This window comes from Streptomyces sp. NPDC057249 (genome assembly GCF_042669245.1).
In the GTDB taxonomy this organism is placed as follows: domain Bacteria; phylum Actinomycetota; class Actinomycetes; order Streptomycetales; family Streptomycetaceae; genus Streptomyces.
Genome location: NZ_JBHUXS010000006.1, coordinates 120,153 through 135,368 on the forward strand (window position 1 = coordinate 120,153; position 15,216 = coordinate 135,368).

Annotated in this window: 14 protein-coding genes; 8 read left to right on the top strand and 6 right to left on the bottom strand. The window is 70.9% G+C overall.

Annotated elements, in window-relative coordinates; translation table 11 throughout:
* Window positions 1–5: 5 nt before the first annotated feature.
* The 4 genes from ACFUJY_RS13395 to ACFUJY_RS13410 form a co-directional block, all read right to left on the bottom strand.
* A complete protein-coding gene (locus tag ACFUJY_RS13395) occupies window positions 6–323 on the bottom strand; it encodes a bifunctional 3-phenylpropionate/cinnamic acid dioxygenase ferredoxin subunit (RefSeq protein ID WP_018555702.1) in 318 nt (105 codons plus the stop codon).
* Entirely contained in the window at window positions 323–1,504 is a 1,182-nt protein-coding gene (gene sufD / locus ACFUJY_RS13400; RefSeq protein ID WP_383298255.1) for a Fe-S cluster assembly protein SufD, read from the bottom strand. Before sufD ends, ACFUJY_RS13395 begins: the two co-directional genes overlap by 1 nt.
* A 70-nt stretch (window positions 1,505–1,574) precedes the next feature.
* Window positions 1,575–2,996: a Fe-S cluster assembly protein SufB gene (gene sufB / locus ACFUJY_RS13405; protein ID WP_164637326.1), complete on the bottom strand. Its 1,422-nt coding sequence runs from the start codon at window positions 2,994–2,996 to the stop codon at window positions 1,575–1,577.
* Window positions 2,993–3,733 (bottom strand): helix-turn-helix transcriptional regulator, encoded by a 741-nt coding sequence (locus ACFUJY_RS13410; RefSeq protein WP_383298258.1) that lies wholly within the window; start codon window positions 3,731–3,733, stop codon window positions 2,993–2,995. The genes sufB and ACFUJY_RS13410 overlap by 4 nt, the downstream gene beginning before the upstream one ends.
* Window positions 3,734–3,869: 136 nt before the next feature.
* Between ACFUJY_RS13410 and ACFUJY_RS13415 the strand changes: the two genes are divergently transcribed.
* From ACFUJY_RS13415 to ACFUJY_RS13425, 3 genes are all read left to right on the top strand, one after another.
* Window positions 3,870–4,802: an ABC transporter ATP-binding protein gene (locus tag ACFUJY_RS13415; protein WP_383298260.1), complete on the top strand. Its 933-nt coding sequence runs from the start codon at window positions 3,870–3,872 to the stop codon at window positions 4,800–4,802.
* Window positions 4,799–5,566 (top strand): ABC transporter permease, encoded by a 768-nt coding sequence (locus ACFUJY_RS13420; RefSeq protein WP_383298261.1) that lies wholly within the window; start codon window positions 4,799–4,801, stop codon window positions 5,564–5,566. Before ACFUJY_RS13415 ends, ACFUJY_RS13420 begins: the two co-directional genes overlap by 4 nt.
* 108 nt (window positions 5,567–5,674) lie before the next feature.
* Window positions 5,675–6,688 carry a heme A synthase gene (locus tag ACFUJY_RS13425; RefSeq protein ID WP_383298262.1) on the top strand — a complete coding sequence of 338 codons (1,014 nt, stop codon included), beginning with the start codon at window positions 5,675–5,677 and terminating at the stop codon, window positions 6,686–6,688.
* Window positions 6,689–6,770: 82 nt separating this feature from the next.
* Here the strand turns inward: ACFUJY_RS13425 and ACFUJY_RS13430 are convergent, their stop codons facing one another.
* Together ACFUJY_RS13430 and ACFUJY_RS13435 are read right to left on the bottom strand one after the other, a co-directional pair.
* Window positions 6,771–7,133: a hypothetical protein gene (locus tag ACFUJY_RS13430; protein WP_383298264.1), complete on the bottom strand. Its 363-nt coding sequence runs from the start codon at window positions 7,131–7,133 to the stop codon at window positions 6,771–6,773.
* A gap of 92 nt (window positions 7,134–7,225) precedes the next feature.
* Complete coding sequence (locus ACFUJY_RS13435; protein WP_383298266.1) at window positions 7,226–8,173, bottom strand: heme o synthase; 948 nt, start codon at window positions 8,171–8,173, stop codon at window positions 7,226–7,228.
* Between the two features lie 476 nt (window positions 8,174–8,649).
* Between ACFUJY_RS13435 and tkt the strand changes: the two genes are divergently transcribed.
* Genes tkt through pgl form a run of 5 tightly spaced genes read left to right on the top strand, consistent with a single transcriptional unit; the run spans window position 8,650 to window position 15,215 of the window.
* On the top strand, window positions 8,650–10,737 hold the full coding sequence (gene tkt / locus ACFUJY_RS13440; protein WP_383298267.1) for a transketolase: 2,088 nt from the start codon (window positions 8,650–8,652) through the stop codon (window positions 10,735–10,737).
* 32 nt (window positions 10,738–10,769) lie between these two features.
* Window positions 10,770–11,888: a transaldolase gene (gene tal / locus ACFUJY_RS13445; RefSeq protein WP_383298268.1), complete on the top strand. Its 1,119-nt coding sequence runs from the start codon at window positions 10,770–10,772 to the stop codon at window positions 11,886–11,888.
* Between the two features lie 5 nt (window positions 11,889–11,893).
* Window positions 11,894–13,426 (top strand): glucose-6-phosphate dehydrogenase, encoded by a 1,533-nt coding sequence (zwf, locus tag ACFUJY_RS13450; RefSeq protein WP_383298271.1) that lies wholly within the window; start codon window positions 11,894–11,896, stop codon window positions 13,424–13,426.
* On the top strand, window positions 13,423–14,433 hold the full coding sequence (gene opcA / locus ACFUJY_RS13455) for a glucose-6-phosphate dehydrogenase assembly protein OpcA (RefSeq protein WP_383298273.1): 1,011 nt from the start codon (window positions 13,423–13,425) through the stop codon (window positions 14,431–14,433). Before zwf ends, opcA begins: the two co-directional genes overlap by 4 nt.
* A 41-nt stretch (window positions 14,434–14,474) precedes the next feature.
* Complete coding sequence (gene pgl / locus ACFUJY_RS13460) at window positions 14,475–15,215, top strand: 6-phosphogluconolactonase (protein WP_203601296.1); 741 nt, start codon at window positions 14,475–14,477, stop codon at window positions 15,213–15,215.
* The last annotated feature ends 1 nt before the right edge of the window (window position 15,216 follow it).

Consider the following 15,216-nt stretch of genomic DNA (forward strand, 5'->3'; position numbering starts at 1 on the left):
GTGACTCAGGACTCCTGGGTGACGGAGACGAGCACATCGTCCCCTTCGATCTTGACGGGGTATACGGGGACGGGGCGCGTCGCGGGAAGGCCGGACGGCTTGCCGGTGCGCAGGTCGAAGCTCGATCCGTGCAGCCAGCACTCGATCGAGCAGTCCTCGACCTCGCCCTCGGACAGCGAGACGTTCGCGTGCGAGCAGATGTCGTTGATCGCGAACACCTCGCCCTCGGTGCGGACGACGGAGACCGGCGTGCCGTCGAGCTCCACCCGCTTGGGGGTGTCGTCCTCCAGCTCACTCAGCGCACAGGCTTTGACGAAGGCCATCAGACCGACGCCTCCAGCTCGGCCTCGATCTTGTCGAGCAGCCGGGCCTCGACGTCCGGCAGACCGATCTGCTGGACCAGCTCGGCGAAGAAGCCGCGCACGACGAGGCGGCGGGCCTCCTCGGCGGGGATGCCGCGGGACTGGAGGTAGAACAGCTGCTCGTCGTCGAAGCGGCCGGTCGCGGAGGCGTGGCCGGCGCCGACGATCTCGCCGGTCTCGATCTCCAGGTTCGGCACGGAGTCGACCCGCGCGCCGTCCGTGAGGACCAGGTTGCGGTTCATCTCGTAGGTGTCGGTGCCCTCGGCGGCGGCCTGGATGAGCACGTCGCCGATCCACACCGCGTGCGCCTCGTCGCCCTGGAGGGCGCCCTTGTAGGCCACGTTGGACTTGCAGTGCGGGGTGTTGTGGTCGACCAGGAGGCGGTGCTCCTGGTGCTGGCCCTTGTCGGTGAAGTACAGGCCGAACAGCTCGGCCTCGCCGCCGGTGCCCGCGTACGCGACCCGGGGGTGCAGCCGGACCACGTCGCCGCCGAAGGTGACGACGACGGACTTGAACGAGGCGTCCCGGCCGACCAGCGCGTTGTGCTGGCCGACGTGGACCGCGCGCTCGTCCCAGTCCTGCACGGAGACCACGGTCAGCTTGGCGCCGTCGCCCAGGACGTAGTCGACGTTGGCCGCGAGCACCGCGTCACCGGTGTGGTCGATGACGACGACGGCCTCGGCGAAGGCGCCCAGCTCCACGACCTGGTGGCCGTAGGCGACACCGCCCTCGCCGTGCACGGCGATCCGGATCGGCTCGGTCAGCACGGCCTCCTTGGGCACCGTGACGACGTGGGCCTGCTCGAAGGACGTGTACGCCTGCGCGGCCACCCGGTCGACCGGCTTGCCGGCCTTGCCCAGCCGGGCGTCGTCGCGGCCGACGGTCTCGACCACGACGCCCTCGGGGGCCTCGATGGCGACCTTCACACCGCTGCCGGTGGCGGTGGCGGTGCCGTCGTGCAGGCCGCGCAGCCGCTCCAGCGGGGTGAACCGCCACTCCTCCTCGCGGCCGTGCGGGACGGGGAAGTCCGCGACGTCGAAGGACGGGGGCGCGCTCATGCGGGTGGCGACGGTCGACTCCGCGGCCACCGCGATGGAACCGGCGGTGGTGGACCCCGCAGGGATGTTCTGAGCCTCAGCCATGGCTGTCGTAGTGCTCACTTTCTCGGTCGGACAGGTGTCGGGGGACTCGGGGGCCGGCCTCGGCGGCGTACTAGCCGACCGAACCCTCCATCTGCAGCTCGATCAGCCGGTTGAGCTCCAGGGCGTACTCCATCGGGAGCTCCTTCGCGATCGGCTCGACGAAGCCGCGCACGATCATCGCCATGGCCTCGAACTCGGTCATGCCGCGGCTCATCAGGTAGAAGAGCTGGTCCTCGGAGACCTTGGAGACGGTCGCCTCGTGGCCCATCGACACGTCGTCCTCGCGGACGTCCACGTACGGGTAGGTGTCGGACCGGGAGATCGTGTCCACGAGCAGCGCGTCGCACAGGACGTTGGACTTCGCGCCCGGCGCGCCCTCGCCGATCTCGATCAGACCGCGGTAGGAGGTGCGGCCGCCGCCTCGCGCCACCGACTTGGAGACGATGTTGGACGAGGTGTTCGGGGCCATGTGGACCATCTTGGCGCCGGCGTCCTGGTGCTGGCCCTCGCCCGCGAAGGCGATGGACAGGGTCTCGCCCTTGGCGTGCTCGCCCATCAGGTAGACGGCCGGGTACTTCATGGTGACCTTGGAGCCGATGTTGCCGTCGACCCACTCCATGGTCGCGCCCTCGTAGGCCACGGCGCGCTTGGTGACCAGGTTGTAGACGTTGTTCGACCAGTTCTGGATCGTCGTGTAGCGGCAGCGGCCGCCCTTCTTCACGATGATCTCGACCACCGCGGAGTGCAGCGAGTCGGAGGAGTAGATCGGGGCCGTGCAGCCCTCGACGTAGTGGACGTAGGCGTCCTCGTCGACGATGATCAGCGTCCGCTCGAACTGGCCCATGTTCTCCGTGTTGATACGGAAGTACGCCTGGAGCGGGATGTCCACGTGGACGCCCTTGGGCACGTAGATGAACGAGCCGCCGGACCACACGGCCGTGTTCAGCGACGCGAACTTGTTGTCGCCGACCGGGATGACGGTGCCGAAGTACTCCTTGAAGAGCTCCTCGTGCTCCTTCAGCGCGGTGTCGGTGTCGACGAAGATGACGCCCTGCTCCTCCAGGTCCTCACGGATCTGGTGGTAGACGACCTCGGACTCGTACTGCGCGGCGACACCGGCGACGAGGCGCTGCTTCTCCGCCTCCGGGATGCCGAGCTTGTCGTACGTGTTCTTGATGTCCTCGGGCAGGTCGTCCCAGGAGGCCGCCTGCTTCTCCGTCGAGCGGACGAAGTACTTGATGTTGTCGAAGTCGATGCCCGACAGGTCCGAGCCCCAGTTCGGCATCGGCTTCTTGTCGAAGAGCCGGAGGCCCTTGAGCCGCAGCTTCAGCATCCAGTCCGGCTCGTTCTTCTTCTCCGAGATGTCGCGGACGACAGCCTCGGAGAGGCCGCGCTTGGCCGCCGCGCCTGCCGCGTCGGAGTCGGCCCAGCCGAATTCGTACGTGCCCAGCCCTTCGAGCTCAGGGTGGGCAGTCTCCGTGGGGAGCGTCATGCGGGGTTCCTCCCGGCCGTGCTTGCAGATGCTGAATCGGTGGTCTGTGGGGTGGGGTGTCCGCTGCGCGGAATGTACGTCGTGCACACCCCGTCGCCGTGGGCGATGGTGGCCAGACGCTGCACATGGGTCCCCAGGAGGCTGGAGAAGATCTCCGTCTCCGCCTCGCACAGCTGCGGGTACTGCTCGGCGACGTGCGCGACCGGGCAGTGGTGCTGGCACAGCTGCTCACCCTGCTGCGGGCCCGGCGCGCTGCGCGCCGTAGCAGCGTACCCGTCGGCGGAGAGCGCCTTGGCCAGCGCCTCCGTACGGGACTCGGGGTCCGCGGCCTCGATCGCCGCGCGGTACGCCGCCGACTGCGCGGCGGTCCTGGCCCGGGCGAACGCCATGACCGCTTCGTCGCCCGCGGTCTCGGCGATCCAGCGCAGAGCGTCCGCGGCCAGCGTGTCGTAGGACTGGTCGAAGGCGTCCCGGCCGCAGTCGGTGAGGGCGAAGACCTTGGCCGGGCGGCCACGGGCCCGCGCCCCGTACACCCGCTTCTCGCGGGCCTCGACCACACCGTCGCAGGCGAGCGCGTCGAGATGGCGGCGGACGGCGGCCTGGGTGAGCCCCAGGCGCTTCGCCAGCTCGGCGACGGTGGACGGGCCGTGGTCCAGGATGGACCGCGCGACGCGGTTGCGCGTCGAGCGCTCACCGGTCGCGAGTTCCTCCTGGGGAGCCTCGCCCGTGTATTTCACAACGCCATTGTTGCGTAATTCCTCCGGCCGTGACAACCACGGTCCGAAACGATCAACGGTGCTCTCCATCACTTAGGGTCACCTAATCGAGCCCCGGGGCCGGGAGGCGGCCGGCGGCTGCCTAGACTCATTCGCCATGAACAGCGAGCCCCGCCCGGCCGTCCGGATCAGCGGCCTGGTGAAGCGGTACGGCGACAGGACCGCGGTGGACGGCCTCGATCTGGAGATCCCGGCCGGCGCGGTCACCGCCGTGCTCGGCCCCAACGGCGCCGGCAAGACCACCACCATCGAGACCTGCGAGGGCTACCGCCGCCCCGACGGCGGGACCGTCCGGGTCCTCGGCCTCGACCCCGTCGCCGACGCCGCGCGGCTGCGCCCCCGGATCGGCGTGATGCTCCAGTCGGGCGGCATCTACTCCGGCGCCCGCGCCGACGAGATGCTCCGCCACACGGCCAAGCTGCACGCCCACCCGCTCGACGTCGACGCCCTGATCGAACGCCTCGGCCTCGGCTCCTGCGGCCGGACCCCCTACCGCAGGCTGTCCGGCGGCCAGCAGCAGCGGCTCGCGCTGGCCATGGCGGTGGTCGGCCGGCCCGAGCTGGTCTTTCTGGACGAGCCCACCGCCGGCCTCGACCCGCAGGCCCGCCGCTCCACCTGGGACCTGGTCCGGGAGCTGCGCGCCGACGGCGTCGGCGTGGTGCTCACCACCCACTTCATGGACGAGGCCGAGGAGCTGGCCGACGAGGTCGCCGTCATCGACGCCGGCCGGATCGTCGCCCAGGGCTCGCCCGAGGCCCTGTGCCGGGGCGGCGCCGAGAACACCCTGCGCTTCACCGGCCGCCCCGGGCTCGACCTCGGCTCGCTGCTCAAGGCGCTGCCCGACGGCACGCGGGCGGACGAGCTGAGCTCCGGCACGTACCGCATCACCGGCGACATCGACCCGCAGCTGCTGGCCACCGTCACCTCCTGGTGCGCGCAGCACGGCGTGATGCCCTCCGGCATCTCCGTCGAGCGCCACACCCTGGAGGACGTCTTCCTCGAACTGACCGGCAAGGAGCTGCGCGCATGAGCGCCGGTACGTACACCCCCCGGCCGGGCGCCGCCCCGCTGCCGCGCATGATCGCCGCGCAGACCGCGCTGGAGACCCGGATGCTGCTGCGCAACGGCGAGCAGCTGCTGCTGACCGTGGTCATCCCGACGCTGCTGCTGGTGCTCTTCAGCTCCGTGGACATCGTGGACACCGGCGCGGGCGAGCCGGTCGACTTCCTCACCCCCGGCGTGCTGGCGCTGGCCGTGATGTCGACCGCGTTCACCGGCCAGGCCATCGCCACCGGCTTCGAGCGGCGCTACGGGGTGCTGAAGCGGCTCGGCGCCTCCCCGCTGCCCCGCTGGGCGCTGATGACCGCGAAGACCCTGTCCGTGCTGGTCACCGAGGTGCTCCAGGTGGTCCTGCTGACGGTGATCGCCTTCGCGCTGGGCTGGTCGCCGCACGGCAACCCGCTCGCGGTACTGCTGCTCCTGGTCCTGGGGACCGCCGCCTTCTCGGGGCTCGGGCTGCTGATGGCCGGCACCCTCAAGGCGGAGGCGACGCTCGCCGCGGCCAACCTGGTCTTCCTGCTCCTCCTGGTGGGCGGCGGGGTGATCGTGCCCCTGGAGAAGTTCCCGGACGCGGTGCAGTCGGTGCTGGGGCTGCTGCCGATCGCGGCCCTCTCGGACGGGCTGCGGGACGTCCTCCAGCACGGCTCCGGGACGCCGTGGGGCGACCTGGGCATCCTGGCGGCCTGGACGGTGCTGGGGCTCGGCGCGGCGGCCCGGTTCTTCCGCTGGGAGTGAGCCGGCGAACGCGTTCCGTCGCGCTTTCCGCCAACTCGTCCCCCCAGGGGGCGTCGCGCCGGTCAGGGCGGGGTCCCTCGTGAAAGCTTGCACAAGCGGCGTCCTACCATGGTGCGCGTGCCCAAGCTGACCCGAGCCGAAGTCGCTCAAGCCCTGCGCAACCCGCTGCTGTACATCGCCGAACGCTGGACGCCCGAGCCGCGTACGGTGCGCCGCGCGGCCATGTCCGCCATCGTGATGGCCGTCCTCATCGTCGTGACCGGCGGCGCCGTCCGGCTGACCGGCTCCGGCCTCGGCTGCCCGACCTGGCCGAAGTGCACCGACGAGAGCCTGACGGCGACGAGCGCGATGGGCTTCCACGGCGCCATCGAGTTCGGCAACCGGATGCTCACGTACGTGCTGTGCGCGGCCGTCGGCTGGGCGATCATCGCCGCCCGCTCCGCGAAGCCCTGGCGGCGCGGCGTCACGCGGCTCGGCTGGGTCCAGTTCTGGATCGTGATGGGCAACGCGGTGCTCGGCGGCATCGTCGTGCTCGTCGGCCTCAATCCGTACACCGTCGCCGCGCACTTCCTGCTCACCACCGCGCTGCTCACGGTCGCCCTGCTGACCTGGCAGCGGCTCCGTGAGGGCGACGAGGCGCCGCGCCCGCTGGTCGGCAAGGCGGTCGCGCAGCTGGCCTGGCTGCTGGCCGTGGCGGCGGGGCTGCTGGTCGCCGTGGGCACGGTGGTCACGGGCGCCGGGCGGCACGCGGGCGACTCCAGCGACGTGCACCGCATTCCGGTCGACTGGAAGATGGTCGCCCAGCTGCACGCGGACCTGGCCTGGGTCGTGGTGGCGCTGACGGTGGCGCTCTGGTTCGTCCTGAAGGCCGTGGACGCGCCGATCGGGCCGCTGCGCCGGACCCGGGAGCTGTTCCTGATCCTGATGGCCCAGGGGATCGTGGGCTATGTGCAGTACTTCACCGACGTGCCGGAGATCCTGGTCGGCGTGCACATGTTCGGCTCGTGCCTGGTGTGGATCGGGGTCGTCCGCGTACTGCTGTCGCTGCGGGAGCGGCCGGTTGCCGTCGCCGGGGTGCCCGAGTCGGCGGTCGAGCAGGCGGAGCCCGCCGCGGCCGGCTGAGGCGGGCGCACACACGAACGGACCGGGGCTCCCGCTCCGCGGCGCTACGCCGTTGGAGCGGGAGCCCCGGTCCGTTTCCGTGTCAGGCCGCGTTGGACGGGCCGCCGACCTGGATGCCGGCCATCCGGCTCCACTCGTACGGGCCCGTGCGCACCTTCGCCGCGAACTCGCCGTCGAAGGACTCGTGGAGCGTGATCCCGGACTTCCGCGCGGCGCTCTCGGCGACCTCGTACGAGGGGGCGACCAGATCGCCCCAGTCGCCGTCCTCGCCCACCAGGACGATGCGGGCGCCCATCTGCCCGAGGTAGGCGACCTGTCCCTCGGCACCGCCGTGCGCCTTCGCGAAGGCGCCGATCTGCTTGGCCAGCCGGGCCGCCCTGCGCTCCGCGCGCGCCGCCCGCCTGCCGTCCACCTGCTGGGTCCCAGCTTCTGCCGTCTCTGCCATGGACAGGATGCTACCGGCGGGTAGATCAACCGGCGACGGGCGGGGAGCGTGGCTTGTGCCACGCTCCCCGCCCGTCGGACGGAGCAGGGGTCCTACCGCAGGAAGGGGTCCACCGCCACGGCCACGAAGAGCAGCGACACATAGGTGATCGACCAGTGGAAGAGCCGCATCTCCTTGAGCTTCGCGCCCGTCACCCCGGCCTTGGCCCGGCTGAGCAGCGCGTGCGCCTCCCAGAGCCAGAAGCCGCCGGTGAGGAGCGCCACGGCCGTGTAGAACCAGCCGGTGTAGCCCAGCGGGGTGAGGAGCAGCGACACGGCGACCATCACCCAGCTGTAGGCGACGATCTGGCGGGCGACCACCCGGTTGGACGCGATGACCGGGAGCATCGGGACGCCGACGCGCGCGTAGTCATCCTTGACCTTCATCGACAGCGGCCAGTAGTGCGGCGGCGTCCAGAAGAAGATGACGGCGAAGAGGATGACCGCGGCCCAGGACATCTCGTTCGTCACGGCGGACCAGCCGATGAGGACCGGCATGCAGCCCGCGATGCCGCCCCAGACGATGTTCTGCGAGGTGCGGCGCTTGAGCAGCATCGTGTAGATCACGACGTAGAAGAGCAGGGCGCCGAGCGACAGCGCCGCCGACAGCCAGTTGACCAGCAGCCCGAACCAGACCGTCGAGACCACCGCGAGGGTGATGCCGAAGGCCAGGCACCCGCGCGGGCTCACCATGCCGGTGACCAGCGGGCGCTGCGACGTGCGGTCCATCAGCGCGTCGATGTCGCGGTCGATGTACATGTTCAGTGCATTGGCACCGCCGGCGGACAGATAGCCGCCGATGGTGGTAGTGAGCACGAGCCACAGGTCGGGTACACCCTGAGCGGCCAGGAACATCACCGGAACAGTGGTGATCAGCAACAGCTCGATGATCCGAGGCTTGGTCAGTGCCACGAATGCCTTGACACGGGCCCCGAACGGGCGTTGGCCCCCTGGGCTCGGAGTCAAGGCGACCCCTGCGGGTCGGGACTCGACGGCCGTCACGCACACCCCTGACAGAGAAATCCCAGCAAGCTCCGGGCGTGAGGGCCCAGTGAAGACTTGCGCGAACCCGACCACTGTAGACGTTGGGGACAGGCCGCCCTTCGCGGGGGTGGGGTCGTGTTGATGTGGCGCGGAGGGCGATCCCGGCGGCACCGCGAGGACGGGCGCGAGGTGCCTCGTACGCACGAGTGACGCACACCTGTCGGAGCGGTCGGCGCGGGGGTGGGCCGGGGCACATCCGGCACCCCCGCAACCGCGCTCGGGACCGCTCTTCGGAGCGCCCAGGAGTGGCTCTCCGCGCTCATCGGAGAAGCCCATCGGTGAGCCCTTCCGCTCATACGGGAGGCGGATTCCGCGGGCCGCCCGCACCCTGGTAGGAGCCGGAAAACACGGGCACGGACGGGGGTAGGCTCGACAGCATCCGGTGCGGTCACAGTCACCGGTCTACAACAGTTGGAGAGGAGCCCTGACTCAGGGTGAGCACCAAGCCGACCACCACAGACCTCCAGTGGACCGAATTGGACCAGCGGGCCGTGGACACCGTCCGCGTCCTCGCCGCGGACGCCGTACAGAAAGTCGGAAACGGCCACCCGGGCACGGCGATGAGCCTGGCTCCCGCCGCGTACACCATCTTCCAGAAGGTGATGCGGCACGACCCGGCGGACGCGGACTGGACCGGCCGCGACCGGTTCGTGCTCTCGGCGGGCCACAGCAGCCTGACCCTGTACATCCAGCTCTACCTGGCCGGCTACGGCCTGGAGCTGGACGACCTGAAGTCGTTCCGCACCTGGGGCTCCAAGACCCCGGGGCACCCGGAGTACGGCCACACCACCGGCGTCGAGACGACGACCGGGCCGCTGGGCCAGGGCGTCGCCAACGCCGTGGGCATGGCCATGGCCGCCCGCTACGAGCGCGGTCTGTTCGACCCGGAGGCGGCCCCCGGCACCTCCCCGTTCGACCACATGGTGTGGGTCGTCGCCGGTGACGGCTGCCTCCAGGAGGGCATCTCGGCCGAGGCGTCCTCGCTGGCCGGCCACCAGAAGCTGGGCAACCTGGTCCTGCTGTGGGACGACAACCACATCTCCATCGAGGGCGACACGGAGACCGCGGTCTCCGAGGACACCGTCAAGCGCTACGAGGCGTACGGCTGGCACGTCCAGCGCGTCGACCAGCTGCCCAACGGCGACCTGGACCCCGAGGGCCTCTACCGCGCGCTGCTGGCCGCCAAGGCCGAGACCGAGCGCCCGTCGTTCATCGCGGCCCGCTCGATCATCGCCTGGCCCGCCCCGCACGCCCAGAACACCGAGGCCTCGCACGGCTCCGCGCTCGGCGACGACGAGGTCGCCGCGACCAAGAAGGTCCTCGGCTTCGACCCGGAGAAGTCCTTCGAGGTCGCCGACGAGGTCATCGCGCACACCCGCCGCGCCCTGGACCGGGGCCGCGAGGCGAAGGCCGAGTGGCAGCAGGGCTTCGACGCCTGGCGCGCCGCCAACCCCGAGCGCGCCGCCGACTTCGACCGGATCGCCGCGGGCGAGCTGCCCAAGGGCTGGGAGGACAGCCTCCCGGTCTTCGAGACCGGGAAGGGCGTCGCCACCCGCGCCGCGTCCGGCAAGGTGCTCCAGGCGCTCGGCGGGATCATCCCCGAGCTGTGGGGCGGCTCCGCCGACCTGGCCGGTTCGAACAACACCACGATCGACAAGACGTCGTCGTTCCTCCCCGCGGGCAACCCCCTGCCGGAGGCCGACCCGTACGGCCGCACGATCCACTTCGGCATCCGCGAGCACGCCATGGCCGCCGCCATGAACGGCATCGCGCTGCACGGCAACACCCGCATCTACGGCGGCACCTTCCTGGTGTTCTCCGACTACATGCGCAACGCCGTGCGCCTGTCCGCGCTGATGCACCTGCCGGTGACCTACGTGTGGACGCACGACTCGATCGGCCTGGGCGAGGACGGCCCGACCCACCAGCCGGTCGAGCACCTGGCCTCGCTGCGCGCCATCCCGGGCCTCAACGTCGTGCGCCCGGCCGACGCGAACGAGACCGCCATCGCCTGGCGCGAGATCCTGCGCCGCCACACCAAGGTGTTCGGCGAGGGCGCCCCGCACGGTCTGGCGCTGACCCGTCAGGGCGTGCCGACGTACGAGGCGAACGAGGACGCGGCCAAGGGCGGCTACGTGCTCTTCGAGGCCGAGGGCGGCGAGCCGCAGGTCGTGCTGATCGGTACGGGCTCCGAGGTCCAGCTCGCCGTCGAGGCGCGCGAGGAGCTCCAGGCGGCCGGAATTCCGACCCGTGTGGTGTCGATGCCGTGTGTCGAGTGGTTCGAGGAGCAGGAACAGGGTTACAAGGACGGCGTGCTGCCGCCGTCGGTCAAGGCACGCGTGGCCGTCGAGGCGGGCATCGCCCTGACCTGGTACCGGTACGTGGGAGACGCCGGCCGGATCGTCTCGCTGGAGCACTTCGGCGCTTCGGCGGACGCGAAGGTCCTGTTCCGGGAGTTCGGCTTCACCGGCGAGAACGTCGCCGCCGCCGCCCGGGAATCCCTCGCCGCCGCCACGCGCTGACCGGTATACGACTAGTAGGAGATGCATTTCTCATGACAGACGCACTCAAGCGCCTCTCCGACGAGGGCGTGGCGATCTGGCTCGACGACCTCTCGCGCAAGCGGATCACCTCGGGCAACCTCGCCGAGCTGATCGACCAGAGCCACGTCGTGGGGGTCACGACCAACCCGTCGATCTTCCAGAAGGCCATCTCGCAGGGCGACGGCTACGACCAGCAGCTCACCGACCTCGCGGCCCGCAAGGTGACCGTCGAGGAGGCGATCCGCATGATCACCACCGCGGACGTCCGGGACGCGGCCGACATCCTGCGCCCGGTCTTCGACGCGACCGAGGGCCAGGACGGCCGGGTCTCCATCGAGGTCGACCCGCGCCTGGCGCACGACACGACGGCCACGGTCGCCGAGGCCAAGCAGCTGGCCTGGCTGGTGGACCGCCCGAACACGCTGATCAAGATCCCGGCGACCAAGGCGGGCCTGCCCGCGATCACCGAGACGATCGGCCGGGGCATCAGCGTCAACGTCACGCTGATCTTCTCGCTGGAGCGCTACCGCGCGGTCATGGACGCCTACCTGGCGGGCCTGGAGAAGGCGAAGGCCGCGGGCCTGGACCTCTCCAAGATCCACTCGGTGGCGTCCTTCTTCGTGTCCCGCGTGGACACCGAGATCGACAAGCGCCTGGACGCCATCGGCGGCGACGAGGCCAAGGCCGCGAAGGGCACGTCAGCCCTGGCCAACGCCCGTCTCGCCTACGAGGCGTACGAGGAGGTCTTCGCCGGTGAGCGCTGGGCCGCCCTGGACAAGGCGCACGCCAACAAGCAGCGTCCGCTGTGGGCCTCGACCGGCGTGAAGGACCCGGCCCTCAAGGACACCCTGTACGTCGTGGACCTGGTCGCGCCGAACACGGTCAACACCATGCCGGAGGCGACTCTGGACGCGGTGGCGGACCACGGAGAGATCATCGGCAACACCGTCGCCGGTGCGTACGACCAGGCCCGTGCCGACCTCGACACCATCAAGAAGCTCGGCGTCGACTACGACGACGTCGTGCAGGTGCTGGAGGACGAGGGCGTCGAGAAGTTCGAGACGGCCTGGAACGACCTGCTCAAGTCGACCGAGGCGGAGCTGCAGCGCCTCGCTCCTTCGAAGGGCTGACCATTTTGTCTGGTGTTCCCGGAGCCAACCCGCTCCGTGACGCCCAGGACCGACGGCTCCCGCGCATCGCGGGGCCGTCGGGCCTGGTCATCTTTGGCGTCACGGGCGATTTGTCCCGTAAAAAGCTGATGCCCGCCGTGTACGACCTGGCCAACCGCGGCCTGCTGCCGCCGGGCTTCTCGCTCATCGGTTTCGCGCGCCGCGACTGGGAGGACGAGGACTTCGCCCAGGTCGTCCACGACGCCGTCAAGGAGCATTCCCGTACCCCCTTCCGCGAAGAGGTCTGGCAGCAGCTCAGCCAGGGCATGCGCTTCGTGCAGGGCAACTTCGACGACGACGTGGCCTTCGAGACCCTGAGGGCCACGATCGAGGAGCTGGACAAGGCGCAGGGCACGGGCGGCAACTTCGCCTTCTACCTGTCCGTCCCGCCGAAGTTCTTCCCCAAGGTCGTCCAGCAGCTCAAGAAGCACGGGCTCGCCGACCAGAAGGAGGGCAGCTGGCGCCGCGCCGTCATCGAGAAGCCGTTCGGCCACGACCTGAAGAGCGCGCAGGATCTCAACCAGATCGTGCACGACGTCTTCCCGCCGAACGAGGTCTTCCGGATCGACCACTACCTCGGCAAGGAGACCGTCCAGAACATCCTGGCGCTCCGCTTCGCCAACACGATGTTCGAGCCGATCTGGAACCGCAGCTACGTCGACCACGTGCAGATCACGATGGCCGAGGACATCGGCATCGGCGGCCGGGCCGGTTACTACGACGGCATCGGCGCCGCCCGTGACGTCATCCAGAACCACCTGCTCCAGCTGCTGGCGCTGACCGCGATGGAGGAGCCCGGCTCCTTCCACCCGAAGGCCCTGGTCGCCGAGAAGCTCAAGGTGCTCACGGCGGTGGAGCTGCCCGAGGACCTGGGCAAGCACACGGTGCGCGGCCAGTACACGCACGCCTGGCAGGGCGGCGAGGAGGCCGTCGGCTATCTGGAGGAGGACGGTATCGACCCCAAGTCGAAGACCGACACCTTCGCCGCGATCAAGCTGACGATCAACAACCGCCGCTGGGCGGGCGTGCCGTTCTACCTGCGCACCGGCAAGCGGCTCGGCCGCCGGGTCACGGAGATCGCGGTCGTCTTCAAGCGCGCCCCGTACCTGCCCTTCGAGTCCGGCGCCACCGAGGAGCTGGGCGGCAACGCCCTGGTCATCCGGGTGCAGCCGGACGAGGGCGTCACCGTGCGGTTCGGCTCCAAGGTGCCCGGCACCTCGATGGAGGTACGGGACGTCACGATGGACTTCGCGTACGGCGAGTCCTTCACGGAGTCCAGCCCGGAGGCGTACGAGCGGCTCATCCTCGACGTCCTGCTCGGCGACGCCAACCTCTTCCCGCGCCACCAGGAGGTCGAGCTCTCCTGGAACATCCTCGACCCGATCGAGGAGTACTGGGACAAGCACGGCAAGCCCGCCCAGTACCCGGCCGGCACCTGGGGTCCGGCCGAGGCGGACGAGATGCTCGCACGCGACGGACGGAGCTGGCGCCGGCCATGAAGATCGATCTCACCGAAACCACGTCCAGCAAGATCAACCAGGCGCTCATCTCGGCCCGGCGCGCGGTCGGCGCCCCGGCGATCGGGATGGTCCTCACCCTCGTCATCGTCACCGACGAGGAGAACGCCTACGACGCGCTGAAGGCGGCGAGCGACTCCTCGCGGGAGCACCCCTCGCGGATCATCGCCGTCATCAAGCGGCTCAGCCGTTCGCCGCGCACCCGCCGCGACGCGCGGCTCGACGCCGAGATCCGGGTCGGCTCCGACTCGGGCTCCGGCGAGACCGTGGTGCTCCGGCTCCACGGCGAGCTGGCCAACCACGCCCAGTCGGTCGTCCTGCCGCTGCTGCTGCCGGACGCCCCGGTGGTGGTGTGGTGGCCGCAGGACTCCCCCGCCGACCCGGCGAAGGACGCGCTCGGCGCGCTGGCCCAGCGCCGGATCACCGACACCTACTCCGCCGAGCACCCGCTGGACGAGCTGGGGGTGCGCGCCGACACGTACCAGCCCGGTGACACGGACCTGGCGTGGACGCGCATCACGCCGTGGCGTTCGATGCTGGCCGCCGCGCTCGACCAGCAGCCGGCGGAGATCGTCTCGGCCACGGTCGAGGGCGAGTCGGACAACCCGAGCTGCGAGCTGCTGGCCATGTGGCTCGCGGACCGGCTCGGGGTGCCGGTGGAGCGCACCACGTCCGGCGGCCCCGGTCTGACGGCCGTCCGGATGGTCACCAAGAACGGCGACATCGTCCTGGACCGGGCCGACGGCTCGCTCGCCACGCTCTGCATGGTGGGCCAGCCGGACCGCGCGGTGGCGCTCAAGCGCCGCGAGACGGCGGAGCTCCTCGCGGAGGAGCTGCGGCGCCTGGACCCGGACAACATCTACGAGTCGACCGTGAAGTTCGGCGTGGACCGCCTCCGCAAGGCGGGCTCCGGCGAGTCGGCGAAGGCGGCGGCCCCGGCCCCCGCCGCGAAGAAGGCCGCCCCGGCGAAGAAGGCGGCGGCGAAGTGACCGGAGTCCCGCAGCTCGTCGTGCACCGCGACAAGGAGCTGATGGCGCAGGCCGCCGCGGCCCGGCTGATCACGAAGATCGTGGACGCCCAGGCCGCGCGCGGCGACGCCTCGGTGGTGCTCACCGGCGGGCGCAACGGCAACGGCCTGCTGGCCGCGCTCGCCGCCGCGCCCGCCCGGGACGCGGTCGACTGGTCGCGGCTCGACCTGTGGTGGGGCGACGAGCGGTTCCTGCCGGAGGGCGACCCGGAGCGCAATGTCACGCAGGCCCGCGAGGCCCTGCTGGACGCCGTGCCCCTGGACCCCTCACGGGTGCACGTGATGCCGGCCTCGGACGGCCCCTACGGCCCGGACGCCGACGCCGCGGCCGCCGGGTACGCGGCCGAGCTGGCGGCGGCCGCCGCGCCCCAGGACCACGGCCCGGTGCCGGAGTTCGACGTGCTGATGCTGGGCGTCGGCCCGGACACGCACGTCGCCTCGCTCTTCCCGGAACTGCCCGGGGTGCGGGAGACCGAGCGCACCGTCGTCGGGGTGCACGGCGCGCCCAAGCCGCCGCCGGTCCGGGTCTCGCTGACGCTGCCCGCCATCCGGGCGGCGCGCGAGGTGTGGCTGCTGGCCGCGGGCGAGGACAAGGCGGAGGCGGTCGCGATCGCCCTGTCCGGGGCCGGCGAGATCCAGGCGCCGGCGGCCGGTGCCTACGGCCGCGCCCGGACGCTGTGGCTGCTGGACGCGGCGGCGGCCTCCCGCCTCCCGCGCGCCCTGTACCCGCCGGCTTCGGCCTGAC

Excerpts from the sequence above, each read along its gene's own strand:
- ACFUJY_RS13420 (WP_383298261.1), top strand. The coding sequence starts at position 4,799 with ATGAGCGCCGGTACGTACACCCCCCGGCCGGGCGCCGCCCCGCTGCCG.
- ACFUJY_RS13415 (WP_383298260.1), top strand. The coding sequence starts at position 3,870 with ATGAACAGCGAGCCCCGCCCGGCCGTCCGGATCAGCGGCCTGGTGAAG.
- opcA (WP_383298273.1), top strand. The coding sequence starts at position 13,423 with ATGAAGATCGATCTCACCGAAACCACGTCCAGCAAGATCAACCAGGCG.
- ACFUJY_RS13430 (WP_383298264.1), bottom strand. The coding sequence starts at position 7,133 with ATGGCAGAGACGGCAGAAGCTGGGACCCAGCAGGTGGACGGCAGGCGG.
- tal (WP_383298268.1), top strand. The coding sequence starts at position 10,770 with ATGACAGACGCACTCAAGCGCCTCTCCGACGAGGGCGTGGCGATCTGG.
- pgl (WP_203601296.1), top strand. The coding sequence starts at position 14,475 with ATGGCGCAGGCCGCCGCGGCCCGGCTGATCACGAAGATCGTGGACGCC.
- ACFUJY_RS13395 (WP_018555702.1), bottom strand. The coding sequence starts at position 323 with ATGGCCTTCGTCAAAGCCTGTGCGCTGAGTGAGCTGGAGGACGACACC.
- sufD (WP_383298255.1), bottom strand. The coding sequence starts at position 1,504 with ATGGCTGAGGCTCAGAACATCCCTGCGGGGTCCACCACCGCCGGTTCC.
- ACFUJY_RS13425 (WP_383298262.1), top strand. The coding sequence starts at position 5,675 with ATGGTGCGCGTGCCCAAGCTGACCCGAGCCGAAGTCGCTCAAGCCCTG.
- sufB (WP_164637326.1), bottom strand. The coding sequence starts at position 2,996 with ATGACGCTCCCCACGGAGACTGCCCACCCTGAGCTCGAAGGGCTGGGC.